This is a genomic window from Aequorivita sublithincola DSM 14238 (assembly GCF_000265385.1).
In the GTDB taxonomy this organism is placed as follows: Bacteria; Bacteroidota; Bacteroidia; order Flavobacteriales; family Flavobacteriaceae; genus Aequorivita; species Aequorivita sublithincola.
In genome coordinates this window covers 211565-229854 of sequence record NC_018013.1, presented here as the reverse complement: position 1 = coordinate 229854, position 18290 = coordinate 211565, and the positions used below count along the sequence as shown (strand labels likewise).

The 18290-nt window shown below is 37.3% G+C and carries 13 protein-coding genes; 11 read left to right on the top strand and 2 right to left on the bottom strand.

Annotation, left to right across the window (positions count from 1 at the left end; all coding sequences use genetic code 11):
- The first annotated feature begins 2 nt into the window (after positions 1-2).
- Positions 3-686, top strand: a complete 684-nt coding sequence (locus tag AEQSU_RS01095; protein ID WP_014781008.1) for a 2'-5' RNA ligase family protein — start codon at positions 3-5, stop codon at positions 684-686.
- Positions 687-764: 78 nt separating this feature from the next.
- Here AEQSU_RS01095 and AEQSU_RS01090 read toward each other — a convergent pair whose 3' ends face one another.
- The gene (locus tag AEQSU_RS01090; protein WP_014781007.1) at positions 765-1391 is read right to left on the bottom strand and encodes an SDR family oxidoreductase; all 627 of its coding nucleotides are present in this window, start codon (positions 1389-1391) and stop codon (positions 765-767) included.
- A gap of 203 nt (positions 1392-1594) precedes the next feature.
- Between AEQSU_RS01090 and AEQSU_RS01085 the strand changes: the two genes are divergently transcribed.
- The 6 genes from AEQSU_RS01085 to lepB all read left to right on the top strand — a co-directional run bounded on the left by AEQSU_RS01085 (position 1595) and on the right by lepB (position 7372).
- On the top strand, positions 1595-2476 hold the full coding sequence (locus tag AEQSU_RS01085) for an SDR family oxidoreductase (protein ID WP_014781006.1): 882 nt from the start codon (positions 1595-1597) through the stop codon (positions 2474-2476).
- A 147-nt stretch (positions 2477-2623) separates the two neighbouring features.
- On the top strand, positions 2624-3394 hold the full coding sequence (locus AEQSU_RS01080; RefSeq protein ID WP_014781005.1) for a ParA family protein: 771 nt from the start codon (positions 2624-2626) through the stop codon (positions 3392-3394).
- The gene (locus AEQSU_RS01075) at positions 3395-4294 is read left to right on the top strand and encodes a ParB/RepB/Spo0J family partition protein (RefSeq protein ID WP_014781004.1); all 900 of its coding nucleotides are present in this window, start codon (positions 3395-3397) and stop codon (positions 4292-4294) included.
- A 67-nt stretch (positions 4295-4361) separates the two neighbouring features.
- The gene (locus AEQSU_RS01070) at positions 4362-4865 is read left to right on the top strand and encodes a DUF5683 domain-containing protein (protein ID WP_245529097.1); all 504 of its coding nucleotides are present in this window, start codon (positions 4362-4364) and stop codon (positions 4863-4865) included.
- Between the two features lie 135 nt (positions 4866-5000).
- Positions 5001-5708, top strand: coding sequence for a 4-hydroxy-tetrahydrodipicolinate reductase (dapB, locus tag AEQSU_RS01065; RefSeq protein ID WP_014781002.1), 708 nt, complete (start codon positions 5001-5003; stop codon positions 5706-5708).
- A 98-nt stretch (positions 5709-5806) separates the two neighbouring features.
- The gene (lepB, locus tag AEQSU_RS01060) at positions 5807-7372 is read left to right on the top strand and encodes a signal peptidase I (RefSeq protein WP_014781001.1); all 1566 of its coding nucleotides are present in this window, start codon (positions 5807-5809) and stop codon (positions 7370-7372) included.
- A 66-nt stretch (positions 7373-7438) separates the two neighbouring features.
- Here the strand turns inward: lepB and AEQSU_RS01055 are convergent, their stop codons facing one another.
- Complete coding sequence (locus AEQSU_RS01055; RefSeq protein ID WP_014781000.1) at positions 7439-8557, bottom strand: PQQ-dependent sugar dehydrogenase; 1119 nt, start codon at positions 8555-8557, stop codon at positions 7439-7441.
- A gap of 339 nt (positions 8558-8896) precedes the next feature.
- Between AEQSU_RS01055 and AEQSU_RS01050 the strand changes: the two genes are divergently transcribed.
- The 4 genes from AEQSU_RS01050 (at position 8897) to AEQSU_RS01035 (ending at position 18213) form a co-directional block, all read left to right on the top strand.
- Complete coding sequence (locus AEQSU_RS01050) at positions 8897-14443, top strand: CHAT domain-containing protein (protein WP_014780999.1); 5547 nt, start codon at positions 8897-8899, stop codon at positions 14441-14443.
- Positions 14444-14644: 201 nt separating this feature from the next.
- On the top strand, positions 14645-15136 hold the full coding sequence (locus AEQSU_RS01045; protein ID WP_014780998.1) for an acyl-CoA carboxylase biotin carboxyl carrier protein subunit: 492 nt from the start codon (positions 14645-14647) through the stop codon (positions 15134-15136).
- Entirely contained in the window at positions 15132-16577 is a 1446-nt protein-coding gene (accC, locus tag AEQSU_RS01040) for an acetyl-CoA carboxylase biotin carboxylase subunit (protein ID WP_042492210.1), read from the top strand. The genes AEQSU_RS01045 and accC overlap by 5 nt, the downstream gene beginning before the upstream one ends.
- A 94-nt stretch (positions 16578-16671) precedes the next feature.
- Entirely contained in the window at positions 16672-18213 is a 1542-nt protein-coding gene (locus AEQSU_RS01035; RefSeq protein WP_014780996.1) for an acyl-CoA carboxylase subunit beta, read from the top strand.
- Positions 18214-18290 lie beyond the last annotated feature (77 nt).

Sequence of the window (18290 nt, the reverse complement as noted above, 5' to 3'; positions counted from 1 at the left end):
ATATGAAGAAATATCTAATCGCAATCGGTTTAGGTTTGATGATTTTTTCCTGCACGCCAAAGGAGGTAAATATAATCGCAATAGACGTATTGTTAACACCTTCGGAAGAGATGCACGCGCAAGCCATTTATCTAAACGCGTTGATGAAGCAGAACAATCCTGAAACCATAACACTTGATGAAAACCACATTCCCCACATCACGTTGTTGCAATGTTTCATCAATGAAGAAGATTTACCGAAAGTGAATAATGCTTTGGAAGGACTTTTCAGCACAATTGAAAACGATTCCTTAAAAGCAGAAAATCTTTTCTATTATAAGGAAAAAGAAGAAAGCTTCGCAATGATTTCAGTTGAAAAAAGTCAGCAATTATTAAAACTTCACGAGAAAACTATTGAGTTGATGAAATCATTTATATTGAAAAACGGTTCTGACGAAGCTTTCATACAAAACCCAGACGGTAGTCCAATCAGTGAATCTACTGTGACGTATGTTCCTGAATTTGTGGAGAAACATAGTTATGAAAACTTTGATCCGCACATTAGTTTGGGAGTTGCTCAAAAAACGCTATTGGATAGTTTAGCTTCAACTATTTTTAAGCCAATTCGCTTTAAAGCAACGTCAATAAGCGTTTATCATCTAGGTGATCACGGAACCGCACAAAAATTACTTTGGAAATCTGAATAATTTTAATAACAGAAACCCATAAAAAAAGCACCTTAAATTTTTCAGGTGCTTTTTGTTTAATAGAATATTCTGAAAATTTTATATCTTTTCTAGCGCCGCTTTAATATAAGTTTCGCCCTCTAAAATTTCAAAGGTTTTATTTTTTGCAACTGCATCTTCCAGAGAAGCTACAAGCGTTTCCGCTACATCACTTCGGGATATTTCGCCTTGTTTATTAAGTTTGTTTTCTAAAGAAATTTTCCCTTTTCCATCATTGTTAGTTAGGGCTCCGGGACGTACAATGGTGTATTGAACGCCAGATTGTTTCAGATATTCATCTGCGTTGTGTTTTGCTTTTAGATATTCTTTTAAATCTTCTGCTTTTTCTGGATTGTCAGCGCCCATTGAACTTAGCATTACAAATTTTTTCACTCCTTTTTCTTTAGAAGCATCCATCAGTTTTTTTGCACCTTCTTGATCTACTTCCATCACTTTCTTGCCACCAGAACCCGCTGCGAAGATTACGCGGTCAATTCCATTTGTGGTTTGGCTCACATCATTTTCTAAATCTGCAAGCATCGTTTTTACACCTTCAGTTTTAAAATGTGAAGCTTGTTCTTCTTTCCGAACCATCGCAATAGGTTCATATTTATTAGATTCTTTTAATATCGAAATTATTTTTTTCCCTGTGGTGCCATTTGCACCTGCTACTAATATTTTTTCCATAGGTCAATATACCATTTGTTGTTAGTGAAGATGAATATTTTCACAGTCTTTAACCCTTAAAATGCTTTCTTTTATGCCTACGTTAACTTTCTAGATTCTATTTCTGGAAATACTGTGGAATTGATTTATTGCTGCTATTTCTTTCTAACTAATTATTCATTCCTAGTTTTACTTCTTATCTTTACTGACAAACAAAATATTTTATGGATTATACTGCAAAAATGCTTCGCGACAACGCTTTAAAAGGAAAAACAATAGTTGTAACAGGCGGCGGAAGCGGCTTAGGAAAAGCAATGACAACCTACTTTTTGGAACTTGGAGCCAATGTGGTTATCACTTCCCGAAACATTGAAAAACTTCAAACCGTAAAAAAGGAACTTGAAGAATCAACAGGTGGAAAAGTACTTCCAGTGCAATGCGATGTAAGAAATTATGATGAAGTAGAAGCAATGGTAGCAGCTTCCGTAAAGGAATTTGGCAGCGTTGACGTTCTTTTGAACAATGCCGCAGGAAATTTCATTTCACCTACAGAAAGACTTTCAGCAAATGCTTTTGATACAATTATAGATATCGTTTTAAAAGGAACAAAAAACTGTACACTTGCTTTCGGAAAACATTGGATTGAAAAGAAAGAAACCAATAAAACCGTTCTTAATATTGTAACAACTTACGCCTTCACAGGTTCTGCATACGTGGTGCCGAGTGCAACGGCAAAGGCAGGTGTGTTAGCAATGACGCGTTCTTTAGCCGTTGAATGGGCAAAATACGGAATCCGTTTTAATGCAATCGCTCCAGGACCTTTCCCAACAAAAGGAGCTTGGGATAGATTGCTTCCGGGCGATTTAAAAGAAAAATTCGATCCTGCAAAAAAGGTTCCTGTAAAACGAGTTGGTGAACACCAAGAACTTGCAAATCTTGCAGCTTATCTAGTTTCAGATTTTTCAGCATACATAAACGGAGAAGTAGTAGTAATAGATGGTGGCGAATGGTTAAAAGGCGCGGGACAAATGAATCTTTTAGAAGAAGTTCCGCAACAAATGTGGGATATGTTGGAAGCGATGATACGGGATAAAAAGAAATCCTAAAAGTTATGAGATATGAGTTCAGAGTTATGAAATTGAAAACTTATAACTCTGAACACATAACTTATTTTGTTGACTTCCTGTTAACAAATTCATTTTCTATCCATATAAATAATCGTACTTTTAACCCTCAAAATTTCGAGCAAATTAATGGGTAAAATAATTGCAATTGCAAACCAAAAAGGAGGAGTGGGAAAGACTACTACCTCAGTGAATTTAGCGGCCTCATTGGGCGTTTTGGAGAAAAAAGTTTTACTTATAGATGCAGATCCTCAGGCAAATGCAACCTCAGGATTAGGAATTGATGTTGAAAGTGTTGAGGTTGGTACCTACCAATTGTTAGAGCACAGCGCGACTGCAAAGGAAGCCATCGTTGCCACAAATTCTCCAAATTTAGATTTAATACCGTCCCACATAGATTTGGTGGCCATTGAAATTGAATTGGTTGACGTAGAAAACCGTGAATATATGCTGAAAAAAGCCATTGAAGGCTTAAAAGCAGATTACGACTATATTCTTATAGATTGCGCACCATCATTGGGTTTGCTTACTTTGAATGCATTAACGGCAGCAGATTCAGTTCTGATTCCAATTCAATGTGAATATTTTGCTTTGGAAGGCCTTGGAAAACTGTTGAACACGATTAAAAGCATTCAGAAAATACACAATGCAAACCTAGATATTGAAGGTTTGTTACTTACAATGTATGATCAGCGTTTGCGACTTTCAAACCAAGTTGTAGATGAAGTGAAAAAGCATTTTGACGAAATGGTTTTCAAAACAATCATTCAGCGCAATGTGCGTTTAAGTGAAGCGCCCAGTTATGGCGAGAGTATTATTAGTTACGATGCTTCAAGTAAAGGAGCCGATAATTATTTAAGTTTGGCGCACGAATTAATCCAAAAAAACGAAAAAGAATAAATGGCGAAAGCGACCAAAAAACAAGCCTTAGGCCGCGGACTTTCAGCATTGTTGAAAGATCCTTCCAACGATATAAAATCGGCTTCCGATAAAAATGCGGATAAGGTTGTTGGCAGTATCGTGGAGTTGGATTTAGGTAGTATTGAAGTAAATCCTTTTCAGCCACGAACCAGTTTTAATGAAGAATCGCTTCGTGAATTGGCTTCATCTATAAAGGAACTTGGCGTTATTCAACCAATTACGGTTCGTAAATTAGATTTCAATAAATACCAATTGGTAAGTGGCGAACGCCGTTTTCGGGCTTCAAAATTGGTTGGGTTAGAAACCATTCCTGCATATATTCGTATTGCGAACGATCAGGAATCTTTGGAAATGGCTCTGGTTGAAAACATCCAGCGTCAAGATTTAGATCCTATTGAAATTGCACTTTCATACCAACGTTTAATTGAAGAAATAAACGTTACTCAAGAAGAACTTAGCGACAGGGTAGGGAAGAACCGTTCCACAATCGCCAATTACTTGCGTTTGCTGAAATTGGATCCAATCATCCAAACCGGAATGCGCGACGGTTTCATCAGCATGGGCCACGGTCGAGCATTGATAAATGTTGACGATTTAAGCGACCAACTTGATATTTACGAAAAGATTTTAAGTCAAAACCTTTCCGTTCGCGATACCGAAGCTTTGGTTCGAAATTATAAAAATCCAAACCAAAAGACCGCAACTGAAAAAACGAGCGCACCTCCTTTCGCCAAAAAAGCAAAGAAAGAATTGACTGATCTTTTTGAAACTTCTGTTGAAGTGAAAGTTTCTAAATCGGGAAAAGGGCAACTCGTTGTTCCTTTTAAGAATAAAGAAGACTTCGAACGTATTTTGAAGCTAATTAAAAGTGAAAAATAGATTCCTACATATTTTTTTTTTAATCTTCGCCACAACACTGTTCGCGCAGACATCTGATTCTTTAACAGTGAAAAAGGATGAAAGAGTAATCGTGGTAAACGATTCACTTTTGCCACAGGAAGAATACAATCCGCTGGCACCTGCAAAAGCTGCTTTTTATTCTGCGGTAGTTCCAGGTTTAGGGCAAGTTTATAACAAACGATATTGGAAAATTCCTATCATTTATGCAGGAATGGCGGCTGGAGTTTATTTTTACAAGCAGCAAGATGATGATTATACTCGTTTCCGTGATGCTTACAAAAGAAGACTTGCCGGTTACACGGATGATGAATTTCAAGGTGTTTCTACAGACCGTTTAATAAACGCTCAGAAAACCGCTCAGAAAAACAAAAGCTATAGCGTTATTGTAACAGTAGTATTCTATTTGTTGAACGTTGTAGATGCCAATGTAGATGCGCATTTAAGGCAATATGAAGTAAGTGAAGACCTTTCGCTCCAACCCAATTTTGATTATAATCAGTTTAATGCAGCGCCGCAATATGGAATGTCGCTGACGTATCGGTTTAAGTAGTTGGTAGTGGATAGTGGACAGTTGGTAGAAAGAAAAAAGAACAAAGATGAAAGAACAAAGAATCAAGAATCAATATTTTAGAATTTCCGTTTTCCGCCATTCGTCTTCGGTCATCCGTCACCTGTCATTTAACTTATGAAAATAGCACTTCTTGGTTACGGAAAAATGGGTAAAACCATTGAAAGGTTGGCTTTAGAAAAAGGACATTCTGTAGTCTTTAAAAGTAGCATAGATTCTTCCGAAGGAAATTTTGAAGATGCTGAGGTTGCCATAGAATTTTCTTCACCTGAAGCTGCTGTTAAAAATATTTCGAAAGCATTGGAAGCTCGAATTCCTGTAGTTTCAGGCACAACAGGCTGGCTTGAAAAATATGATGAAATGGTAAAGTTATGTGAAAAACGTAACGGAAGTTTCATCTCTGCGTCCAACTTCAGCATAGGAGTTAATCTTTTTTTCAGTATCAACGAATACGCCGCAAAGTTGATGGCTCCTTGGAAGGAATACAATGTTTCAGTTGAAGAAATACATCATCTTGAAAAGAAAGATGCGCCAAGCGGAACAGCAATTACGATTGCCGAAGGAATTTTAAAACACAGTAATAAAAAGAATTGGAAGCTAAATACTTCCGAAGAAAATAGTCTGAATATCATCGCGAAAAGGGAAGAAGACGTAAAGGGAACGCATTTAGTTTCTTACGATTCAGAGATAGATACTATTTCATTTGTACACGAAGCACACAGCCGCGAAGGTTTCGCAAAAGGTGCAATTTTAGCAGCGGAATGGCTAAAAGATAAAAAAGGTATTTTTACAATGAAAGATGTGCTAAGGATTGACGAATTTTGATTGACGATTGAAGATTTTCCAATCACAAATTAACGAAGATGTCAACCTGAGCGCAGTCGAAGGGCCCCATTAACATTTAACAATTAACATATTTAAAAATGAGTTGGACAGGTTGGTTTTTATTTTTCTTAATAGTTCAAGTAATCCATTTTGCTGGGACTTGGAGGTTATACCAAATAGCAGGTAGAAAAGCTTGGGAAGCTGCAGTTCCAGTTTACAACGCAGTGATTTTGATGAAAATCATAAACCGTCCGTGGTGGTGGACAATTTTACTTTTCGTTCCTATTGTGAATTTAATTATGTTTCCAGTTCTTTGGGTAGAAACGCTTCGCAGTTTTGGACGAAATTCTACAACCGATACCGTTTTGGGAATCTTGACTTTGGGACTATATATTTACTACATAAACTATACTAAAAAAGTAACTCATATAAAAGATAGAAGTCTTAAACCACGAACTTCAACAGGAGAGTGGGTTAGTTCTATTTTATTTGCGGTCGTTGCTGCCACGATTGTTCATACTTATGTAATGCAACCGTTTACGATTCCAACTTCCTCTTTGGAAAAAACATTGTTGGTTGGTGATTTTCTTTTTGTGAGTAAGTTTCATTACGGTGCGCGGGCGCCAATGACGCCAATTGCTTTTCCGATGGTGCACGATACAATTCCGGTGGTTCATTCAAAATCATACCTTACAGAACCACAAATTCCATATTTTAGACTTCCTGGTTTTCAGGATATAAAACATAATGATATTGTAGTTTTTAACTGGCCTGTAGATACAGTGAATGCTTTTCAGCAGTACGGTGATGGAAAATATTATTACAAGCCGATCGATAAGAAATCGAACTATGTAAAGCGTTGCGTTGCGTTGCCAGGTGATTCTTTGGAAGTTCGAGACGGATATGTTTTCATCAACGGAAAAAAGAATGATTTGCCAGATCGTGCAAGAATTCAGTTTTCTTATGAAGTAAAAGTAAATGGACAGCTAAACCCGGAAATGCTTCATAACCGCTACAATATAACCGATAGGTACGGCTACGATAGTAATAGTAGCGCATATAGATTTGCAGCTATTTCAGAAGAATCTCTGAATTTGCTGAAAAACAACCCAAATGTGGTTGAAATTACACGCATGCGTGGTGAAAAGGGGCAATGGGATCAAAGCATTTTTCCAAACAACCACAACTATACTTGGAACAACGATTTTTTTGGACCTTTATATATTCCGAAGAAAGGCGCAACCGTTTCCATCACTCCTGAAACGCTACCATTATACAAACGTGTGATTGAAGTTTACGAAGGAAGTGAACTAGGAATTGACAATAAAATCACCCAATCTGGCACTGAAGTTTTGTTGAACGGAAAGGCGTTAACCAATTACACCTTCAAAATGGATTATTATTGGATGATGGGTGACAACCGAAATAACAGTGAAGACGCTAGAACTTGGGGTTTTGTACCCTTCAACCACGTTGTTGGAAAACCTGTTTTTGTATGGATGAGCTGGGATGGAATCAATAAAAAAGTACGTTGGGAACGTCTATTCACAACCGTTGGTGGAAGTGGTAAACCAGTTTCATACTTAATGTATTTCGTGATTCTGGTAATCGGTTGGTTCGCTTATGATTTCTGGAGAAAAAGGAAAAAAGGAGTTAAAAAGTAAATTTTAAAAAACCAAGAATTCTCGAATTTTTTTTAGAAAGTCATTCGTGAATTTTTGGTTTATATTTTATTCAGGAATTAATCTAAATATTCCTTGTCCTTCTACAGCAATATAAATCAATCCATCGGGTCCCATTTTTACGTTTCGAACGCGGCCGATATCTTGCGCGATTTTCTCTCGGTTTGTTACTTTGTCGCCTTGCAAAGTAAGTAATTCAACATAAGAAAATTTTAAGGAGCCAACCAATAACTTCCCTTCCCACTGCGGATATTTATTGCCAGTTACAAACGCCATTCCGCAAGGAGCGATGGATGGAACCCAATAATAAACGGGCGGTTCTATTCCTTCTTTAATTTTTTCATCTGTTATTTTTGTACCGCTATAATTAATACCATATGTAACCGTCACCCAGCCGTAATTTGCGCCTTTTTTTACGATGTTTATTTCGTCGCCACCTTTTGGGCCGTGTTCGTGCATCCAGATTTTTCCAGTTTCGGGATGCTTTGCCATTCCTTGTGGATTTCGGTTTCCGTAGGTGTAAATTGCTTTTTTGGCATTCGGTTCGTTATAAAAGGGATTGTCAGTTGGGATGCTTCCATCATCGTTCAATCTGTAGATTTTTCCGCCATCGCGAGTTATGTCTTGCGGATTCACTTCTCGTTCGCCACGTTCGCCAATAGAAAAATATACAAAACCTTCGTTGTCAAACTCAATCCGGGAACCAAAGTGTTGTCCTGCAGTTGTGTTGGGTGTGGCTTTGTAGAGTGTTTCAATATTTGTGAGTGAATTACTTTCTAATTTGCAACGCATCAAAGCTGTGTGTCCGCCATTGCCACCCCCTTCTTCTGAAGCATAAGTCATATAAATCCAACCGTTTTCTTTATAGTTTGGATGCAATTCAATATCAAGCAAACCGCCTTGTCCGCTGTTGTAAACTTTTGGAACATTTGCTATTTCGGTCTTTTTATCATTTTTAAAATGTATTAGTCGTCCATCTTTTTCGGTAATAAGCATACTTCCGTCGGGCAACCAAGTCATTCCCCAAGGGTTGGAAAGATCCTTAACCGCTTCTTCAATTTTATAGGATTGTGGCTCTGTTTTTAGTGCAACATCACTTTTCTTTTTTTGTTGAGCGCAAGAGGTGAGAACAGCGAATATTGTTGCCAAAAAAATGTACTTTTTCATATTCATTTTGTTTTCAAAAAGATACTGAAATTAAGTTATAAATCTGGAAACCATTTAAAATTTTATGAAGTGGTTAAATATTCTTTTAAGCACAAAAAAATTCAACCAATAAAATTATGATAGAATTTAAAAAATTATTGTAACTTTTAATTTCCTCACGAAACATTCTCTTTTTTAATCAAGTGCTTATTGGCCAGTACTTTATGTTTGGGTTAATTAATTTAACCGTAAAATTAAAGTTCATTCAAACTGTTGTATTTGAGCATTGTATGCTAAAATTCAGCTTTTTCCATTAAGAAAGGCCAATCTATTTTTTAAAATAACCTAATACCCAATAATATGGAACCAATCAAAAAACTTGTAGTTTATGGTAGTAAGGAAATCGATGAAGATGGAGCGATTGTCTATGATTTACAGTCTAGTAATAGAGATGTTTCCAATCAGCACGAAATCGAACTAGAGGGAAATGATAAGTTGTTGCACCTAGTTCTTGTTGATGGCACTACTTGGATGTGCGATGCGTCCACAATGCATGAAGTTTTTCCTGAGCTTGATCCGGCTCTAAAACCTCCTGGAAGTCGCGATATGCAGCCCGATATTTTTGTACTGCCCAGTTCTGTGGAAGCACCTTCAACAGAAAGAGGTCTTATCGGTAAAATAGCCCTTAAACTTTTAAAAGTATTCGCAAAAAAGGCCATAGGGAAAGGAGTGGCAGAGCTCTCAGAAAAACTTGAAGACAAGCATTTGCAGAATGAAATAGACAGTTCTATTATCCCAACAAACTTTTTAAAAATCGGTGCAGGTTTATTCACTGTTGATAAAGATTTTAAATTCGGAACTTTTGATGGAAAACCATCCAACAGTCCGTTTTTTCTATTTATTCATGGAACAAACTCAGACACTTTTGGGGCGTTTCAAGATTTGAAAAATACTCCTGTCTGGAATACATTACATGAGGTTTATGGTAAAAACGTAATTGCTTTTCAGCATAGAACCCTTACAGAGAGCCCATTGCTGAATGTTGTGAAACTCGCCCAAATGCTTCCTAATAATTCCGTGGTGCATTTGCTTACCCATTCTAGAGGTGGAATTGTTGGAGATATTTTGAATAAATATAGCAGTGATAATGATGAATCTTCTCTAGGGTTTACAAGCAACCACCTTGCATTGCTGGAAAAGGAAGACGATAGGGAAGAAGATATTAAAAATATAGAGGCACTCAACAAAATTTTTAGGGACAAAAAAATAACAGTCGCTAAGTTTATTCGAGTTGGCTGTCCCGCCGCAGGAACAAAGCTGGCTTCAAAAAGATTGGATCATATACTAAATGTATTTTTTAACTTGGTAACTATAGTTGGAGGTCCATTTGGAGATATTTTGAAAGAATTACTTTCCGCAGCCGTTGAAAGTAAAGATGACGTAAACGTGCTTCCGGGTGTAGAAGCTCAACGACCCGAATCGCCCTTTATAAAAATATTGAATGATCCATCACCAGCAACCGCTATTAACGGGCAAGCTTTGGCAATAATTTCGGGGAATGGAAAATTGAGTTTTTCTAAACAAGGTCTTTTTGTGATTCTTGGAAAACTGTTCTATATGCAACGTAATGATTTAGTTGTGAATACAGATTCTATGTATTTAGGCGTAAAACGTAAAGACAACATTCAATATTTCTTTGACCAAGGAGTCGATGTAAATCACGTTAAGTACTTTGAAAATGATAAGACACGAGAAGCGATAGAATTAGTACTTAAAACTGCTGAAGGACAAATTATTCCAGGTTTTAAAAGTTTTGCACAAGATCAAATTCCCGGAAGCGATAGAGCTCTTGTAGAATCTGGTGAATTGTATCCTTCCTCAGATCCACCATCAGGCAGAAAGCCTATGGTGGTGTTGCTCCCAGGAATTATGGGTTCCAACCTAACACAAAATGACAAGGAGATATGGCTTCATTATGGTCGAGTTCTTACTGGTGGATTGATAAAACTTGGGTATTCTAACGTGAATAAAATTGTTGCAGATTCCGTTGTAAAAACTTCATATTATAAACTTTATAAATGGTTGTCGGGCAAATATGATGTAGTAGTATTTCCTTTCGATTGGCGAAAACCACTTCCAGAATGCGCCAGTGAATTCAATATAAAAATTAAAAGTTTACTGAAAATTGGACAACCAATAAAGATTATTGGGCATTCAATGGGCGGACTTTTGGCGCGTGATTTTATTCTTAATCACGACGATACTTGGCAAGACTTAAAAGCTTCAAAAGGCTTTAGAATGCTCTTTCTTGGATCGCCACTTGGAGGTTCGTTTAGAATTCCTTCTGTATTGTTTGGAGAGGATGCTATAATTCAAAAGTTAAGCAAATTAGATCTTTTTAATACTAAAAAAGGGCTGCTTAAAATGTTCTCTCAATTCCCGGGAATATTAGCTTTGTTACCTTTAACAACCGATCCGAAAAACGATTTCGCAAAAATGGAAACCTGGGAAAATATGCGTAAATATTTCGGACAATCTGATTGGCCACTACCGCTTCAATCTGATCTTGATTATTTTAAAAATTACCGCGATAACATCCTAAACAAAAGAGATGACATAGATTATTCAAGCATGGTTTATATCGCTGGAAAAGATAAAATGACTCCTTGTGGTTACTATCTTGATGAAATTCCACCGAAAAAACAACTGTATTTCCTTTATACAAGTGAAGGAGATCAAAGTGTAACCTGGGCCTCCGGAATTCCAAAACAGCTTGTTGAAGCTAATGCAGTCTATTATTCACGTGTAACCCACGGTGCGCTCGCCAATGAACCAGATTTGTTTAATGCCATAGAGGAAATACTTTCCACAGGCCAAACCAATTTGCTCCGAAATACAAAACCGTTATTACGAGGTGAAGAAAAAATATTCCGTGCCGAACCAGATATTGATTTTGATCTTTCAGAAAGCGGATTGGAAAAAACAATTTTAGGTCTTGGTGGTGAGATAGAACCAGTTGGTAGCGAAATTCCTGTTACAGTTACTGTTAGCAATGGCGATTTACGATATGCAGATTATCCTGTTGTTGCGGGTCACTTTTTGAATGATGGTGTGCTTTATGCCGAAAAGTCCATAGATAATTATATGGAAGGAAGCCTAACTTCAAAACATAGATTAGGGCTCTATCCTGGTGAAATCGGTACAAACGCCATATTTCGTAAATTGAATAATAGCGACTATGAAGGCGCGATTATAGTAGGTCTCGGAGAACCAGATCAACTCACGTCCTTTCAGCTTTCAGAATCTATTGAACAAGGAGTCTTGAATTATTTACTAATTATTCGTGGCGCTGACGTTCCTAAAAAAGGCATTGGAATTTCTTCCCTTATCATCGCGACAGGCTATGGCGGTCTTTCGGTTGAAGGTTCCCTAAAAGCAATTATTGATGGCGTGAACCGAGCAAATGAAAAGATAAAATTGCTGTCGGACGATGGTTACAAAACCGTTCAACACATAGAAATCGTGGAGCGTTATGCAAACAGAGCTTTAAATTGTATGTATGTCCTCAACAAAATTGCTAATAAAGAAAATTCAACATACAATATTATTATTGGTAACAAACGAATCAAAAACTTATTGGGAATTCAAAAGAGAACTCCTTTGGACAATGCAGAGGATTGGTGGAACAGGATAACAATTAAGTATAAAGAAGCCAACGAGCAAACAGGGGAGCCTTCCAGTATGGTTTTCGGTTCTTCAACTGGGGATTCTAGAGAAGAAGAGAACCAACTTTACAGCAGTACTCCATTAATAGACCTATTTATTTCTGAAGTTTCTAGCAGTAATCAATGGTCTGCCTGTACTGCAAAAACACTGTTCGAATTATTAATTCCAAATAACTTAAAAGAAAAACTTAAACGAAAAGGAAACATTTCCTGGATTCTCGATACCAAAACTGCTTCCTATCCTTGGGAATTGCTTCAAGATAATACAACCAATGCGAAACCATTGTGTATTAACGCAGGAATGATTAGACAACTGTCCACGAAGGATTACAGAATCAATATAAAACGTGTAGCTGATAAAGGAGCCTTGATTATTGCCGACCCAATATTAGACGGTTTCATTTCTCAATTGCCAGGCGCAAGAGAGGAAGGAATGATGGTTAAAGATACTCTGGAAAACGTGGGTTATCCTACCACACATCTTATAGGAACTGGCGCCGAAAGCATTGTCAAGAATTTTTTCTGTAATGATTATTCAATAATCCATATGGCAGGTCACGGGGTTTACAATTCCAAATTCCCTAATAAATCAGGAATGGTTATCGGAAAAGAAATATTCCTTACTGTATTCGAAATTAAACAGATGCCAGTAGTTCCAGAACTCGTTTTCGTAAACTGCTGTCACCTTGGTTATACTAATTCGGAAGACGAAAGATTTTATCAAGATCGCTATAAACTGGCCGCTAACATAGGTACTGAATTGATAAGTATAGGTGTAAAAGTCGTAATCGCGGCTGGTTGGGCTGTTAATGATGCCGCAGCGTTGGATTTTGCACAGGTTTTTTACAGTAGCATGTTTGCCGGATATAATTTTGGGGATGCCGTTAAAAATGCACGTAATTACATTTATGAAAAACACCCAGGAAACAATACTTGGGGTGCCTATCAATGTTATGGAGACCCTTTCTTTAAGCTGAAAGGTATCTCTGTTGGATCAGGTTCTTGGTCGCCAAGCTATATTGTTCCGCAAGAGGCTGAGATTCATTTAGATAATTTGCTCAACCAATTACAGATGGCAACTGGCACAGATAATGATCATTTAACAGAATTGAACACCATATTGACAGCCGTAGATAGAGATGTTTTCAGAACTCCGCAGATTATAGAAAGAGTGGCTAAAATCTATCAGGAACTAGCAATGTATATTGAAGCTAACGGAAACTATGAAGAGCTACTAAGAAAAGAAAATGCAGAATTTTCCTTTTCTTGTATGGAAAAATACTGCAACACACGTTCAAAACTTTATATCAGGGAAATTTTTGAAAGTGAAAATACTTCCTCAGAGTCAAAAAAAGAGGCATATCAAAAAATTGAACGCGTAATTAGTGATCTTACGGTATTGCTCTTTGCTGGAGAAACAGGTGAACGTCATAATCTTTTGGGAAGCGTCTACAAACGCCTAGCTATGTTGGCTTCAGATTCTAAAAAACGAGTGAATGCTTATAAAGCTGCAATCTCTCATTACGAGCGAGCTTATGGTAACGAATTTAATTCTAACAAAACATATTCGTTAGTGAATTCAATTGAACTTGGTTGCTTATTAGTATTTAATGAAGCAATAAAAGATGGAGGTGAGTTTATTATTGAGAAGGAGAAATACAAACTAAGATCCTTTTCCGAGGCTAAGCAAACGCTTATTGATTTAGAAAATAAATTAGAAGAAAGATCTAATATAGATGATCTTGACTATTGGGATTTGATTGCTTCTTTAAATATTGATTTATGTCTTCTCTTAGTTGTTGAAGATGAAAAAATTGAATCAAAATGGGACGAGGTAACTAAAAACTTTAAGAATATTTGGCGAAAAGCAGGTTCCGAAGCGAAAAAAGCTGCAGAATTAGAACATCTAGAATTCTTAACCCAATCTCTCAATGCAGTCGCAGGTTTAAAAGGCGAAGGTTATAAATCGCAAAAAGATTTAGAAACCCGAATAAACGAATTAAGAGCTGCGTTGAGCGGAGTAAGAAAAAAGCTAAAGTCTAAGACAATCGTTGAAGTCAAAACTGAAGCGATCCCCAAAGCTATCGAGACGAAATCGATCCCGATAGCTAAAGGAAAGAAATCGCAATCAAAACCAAAACCAGACTCGAAACCAAAACCAAAACCAAACACAAAAAAATAATTGAAACAATAAATTAGAAGCATAGGCTGGTGTCTAAAAAGTTAATTATTACAATTGTCAGGTTGAACTTCTGGTTCTTTTAGCTAATCTGAGCGATTGAAACCTATATTTAAACTACCTTTTAGACACCTTTTCTATATATAAGTATTTCCTATTGGTATAATCTTTCCACAAATCTTACCTTTATCAAAATTTCAGTTTATGGAAGAAAAATATAAAGCGATTGTCAATGATAATTTTGAATTTTCATTGAACTCGAAAGATTTGGAAACACTAGACGTCATTTCCGACGACATAAAATCCAACATAATCTACAATAACAAATCGGTTGAGGTTGAAACCATTGAAGCTAATTTCACTAAAAGAAACTATACATTATCAATCAATGGAAATCGCTATCAAGTTAAAATAGAAAATGAACTTGACGCGCTTATTTCCAAAATGGGTCTTTCATTGGGCAATGCTTCAGTTGAAGATGAAATTAACGCCCCTATGCCCGGATTGATTTTAGAAGTAAATGTTTCAGTAGGAGACAACATTAAAAAAGGTGATTTCCTCTGTGTTTTGGAAGCGATGAAAATGGAAAACACCTTAACCGCGCCGCGCGACGGAATTATAAAATCTGTAAAAATCGCAAAAGGCGAAACGGTTGATAAGGGTAAGTTGCTAATTGAATTTCAGAAAAATGATTAAGAAAATATTAGTCGCCAATAGAGGCGAAATAGCTTTGCGAATAATGAAAACCGCCCGAAATATGGGCATTAAAACGGTTGCCGTTTATTCCGAAGCAGATAGAAATGCACCACACGTAAAGTTTGCAGATGAAGCAGTTTGTATTGGTCCACCACCTTCCAACGAATCCTATCTTTTAGGAGATAATATTATAAAAGTTGCACAGGAATTAAATGTAGATGCAATTCATCCAGGTTACGGATTCTTAAGTGAAAACGCTGAATTTGGCGAACACGTTGAAAAAAGTGGAATGATTTTCATCGGTCCTAGGTCGCACGCTATTCGTATAATGGGAAGCAAACTCGCAGCGAAAGATGCGGTGAAAAAATACAATATTCCAATGGTTCCTGGAACTGCTGAAGCCATCAAAGATGTTAACGCAGCAAAAGAAATTGCAAAAGATATAGGTTTTCCAATCCTCATAAAAGCATCAGCAGGTGGCGGCGGAAAAGGAATGCGAATTGTTGAAAATTCAGAAGAATTTGAAGACCAAATGAAACGCGCCATCAGCGAAGCCGAAAATGCTTTTGGTGATGGCTCGGTTTTTATTGAAAAGTTTGTGACTTCGCCTAGACATATCGAAATTCAGGTTTTAGCTGATAACTTTGGAAACACGGTTTATCTTTTTGAGCGAGAATGCAGCATTCAGCGTCGCCACCAAAAAGTGGTTGAAGAAGCACCATCTTCAGTTTTGACGCCAGAATTGCGCAAAGAAATGGGCGAAGCAGCTGTAAAAGTTGCAAAAGCTTGTGATTATGTAGGAGCAGGAACTGTGGAATTTCTTTTAGATGATAAACTCAATTTCTATTTTCTAGAAATGAATACGCGCTTACAAGTGGAACATCCCGTTACAGAACTTATCACAGGACTCGACTTGGTAGAACAGCAAATAAACGTTGCCAATAACGAAAAACTTTCCTTTTTACAGGAAGATTTAAAAATAACAGGACACGCTTTTGAGCTTCGCGTTTACGCAGAAGATTCGCTAAACAATTTTATGCCGAGCGTTGGAAAACTGGAAGTTTATCGTCCGCCGAGCGGAAAAAATATTCGTGTGGACGATGGGTTTACGGAAGGAATGCAAGTTCCAATTCAGTATGATCCAATGCTTTCCAAATTGATAACCTACGGAAAAACGCGGAATGAAGCGATGCAAACAATGCTGGAAGCCATTTCAGAATATAAAGTTGAAGGTGTTAGCACAACACTTCCGTTTGGAAAATTTGTCTTTGAGCATGAAGCTTTTAGAAGTGGAAATTTCGACACTAACTTTGTAAAGAAATACTATTCCGAAGAAAAGTTAAAAGCAATCAATGAAGAAGAAGCAAAAATAGCAGCACTTTTCGCATTACAACAATATTTAAAAGATTCAGAAAAACTTCGATTACCAAAAACTCTGTGAACCTCTGCGGTTCTTTGTGTAACTCCGTGAAATAGCTATTACGCAGAGTTACACGGAGAAAAACACAGAGTTGCGCAGAGAAATAATTAACTCTATGACTGACAATAATAAAAAATTGCAAGAAATAATTCAAGAAGCCAAAAAAGGCGGCGGCGAAAAACGGATTTCAAAACAGCACGAAAAGAAAAAACTAACCGCTCGTGAGCGCGTAGAATATCTTTTAGACGAAGGTTCTTTTGAAGAAATGGGCATTCTTGTAACCCATCGAACCACAGATTTTGATATGCAAAAAGAAATCTACTACGGCGATGGCGTGGTTACCGGTTATGGCACAATAAACGGACGTTTAGTTTATATTTTTGCCCAAGATTTTACGGTTTTTGGAGGCGCGCTTTCAGAAACTCACGCTGAGAAAATATGTAAAATAATGGATCACGCCGTGAGCGTTGGCGCACCGGTTATTGGCTTAAATGACTCAGGTGGCGCACGTATTCAGGAAGGCGTTCGGTCTTTAGGTGGTTATGCAGATATTTTTTATAGAAACGTGCAAGCTTCAGGCGTAATTCCGCAGATTTCAGCTATTATGGGGCCGTGTGCAGGCGGAGCGGTTTATTCTCCAGCAATGACAGATTTCACATTAATGGTGCAGGATAGTAGTTATATGTTTGTTACTGGTCCAAACGTTGTAAAAACCGTTACCAATGAAAATGTAACTTCAGAAGAACTTGGTGGCGCTAGAACTCACGCTACAAAAAGTGGCGTAACACACTTTACAGCTGCGAATGATATTGTGTGCTTAGAACAAATAAAAACTTTGCTCAGTTATCTTCCGCAGAATAATAAAACCCTTACTGAAAAACTACCGTTTAAAGCTGCTGATGAATTTCGTGATGAATTGGAAACCATTGTACCAGATTCTGCCAACAAGCCTTATGATATGCACGATGTAATAAAAGGAACAATAGATGAAGATTCCTTTTTTGAAGTTCATAAAGATTACGCAGAAAATATTATAGTAGGTTTTGCGAGACTTGGCGGAAGAAGCATCGGGATAGTTGCAAACCAGCCGATGAGTTTAGCGGGAGTTTTGGATGTAGACAGTTCCAAAAAAGGAGCACGATTCACACGTTTTTGCGATTGCTTCAATATCCCGCTTTTAGTTTTGGTTGATGTTCCAGGATTTCTTCCGGGAACCGACCAAGAATGGAACGGAATTATTCTGAACGGGGCCAAATTACTTTACGCATTAAGCGAAGCGACCGTTCCAAGAGTTACCGTAATTACACGAAAGGCTTATGGTGGAGCGTATGACGTAATGAACAGTAAACACATAGGCGCAGATATGAACTACGCTTGGCCAACGGCTGAAATCGCTGTGATGGGAGCAAAGGGAGCGAGTGAGATTATTTTTAGAAAAGAAATTGCTGCAGCCGAAAACCCTGAGTTAAAACTCTCAGAAAAAGAAGCTGAATATGCCGAAACATTTGCTAATCCTTTTAAAGCAGCTCAACGCGGATTTATTGATGAGGTAATTCAACCAAGAGAAACTCGTAGAAAACTTTTGAAAGCTTTCGCGATGCTAGAAACCAAAGACGTTCCGCGACCAAACCGAAAACACGGCAATATTCCGTTATAAATTTTCGTCATATTTCACTACATTTTATTAGTTTGAAAGATTTGTTATAAACGAGATTGATGCCAGTGTTAACGTTT

Coding starts and splice junctions, on each gene's coding strand:
- lepB (WP_014781001.1), top strand. CDS start 5,807: ATGAGTTGGACAGGTTGGTTTTTATTTTTCTTAATAGTTCAAGTAATC.
- AEQSU_RS01085 (WP_014781006.1), top strand. CDS start 1,595: ATGGATTATACTGCAAAAATGCTTCGCGACAACGCTTTAAAAGGAAAA.
- AEQSU_RS01055 (WP_014781000.1), bottom strand. CDS start 8,557: ATGAAAAAGTACATTTTTTTGGCAACAATATTCGCTGTTCTCACCTCT.
- AEQSU_RS01050 (WP_014780999.1), top strand. CDS start 8,897: ATGGAACCAATCAAAAAACTTGTAGTTTATGGTAGTAAGGAAATCGAT.
- AEQSU_RS01045 (WP_014780998.1), top strand. CDS start 14,645: ATGGAAGAAAAATATAAAGCGATTGTCAATGATAATTTTGAATTTTCA.
- AEQSU_RS01095 (WP_014781008.1), top strand. CDS start 3: ATGAAGAAATATCTAATCGCAATCGGTTTAGGTTTGATGATTTTTTCC.
- dapB (WP_014781002.1), top strand. CDS start 5,001: ATGAAAATAGCACTTCTTGGTTACGGAAAAATGGGTAAAACCATTGAA.
- AEQSU_RS01035 (WP_014780996.1), top strand. CDS start 16,672: ATGACTGACAATAATAAAAAATTGCAAGAAATAATTCAAGAAGCCAAA.
- AEQSU_RS01090 (WP_014781007.1), bottom strand. CDS start 1,391: ATGGAAAAAATATTAGTAGCAGGTGCAAATGGCACCACAGGGAAAAAA.
- AEQSU_RS01080 (WP_014781005.1), top strand. CDS start 2,624: ATGGGTAAAATAATTGCAATTGCAAACCAAAAAGGAGGAGTGGGAAAG.
- AEQSU_RS01075 (WP_014781004.1), top strand. CDS start 3,395: ATGGCGAAAGCGACCAAAAAACAAGCCTTAGGCCGCGGACTTTCAGCA.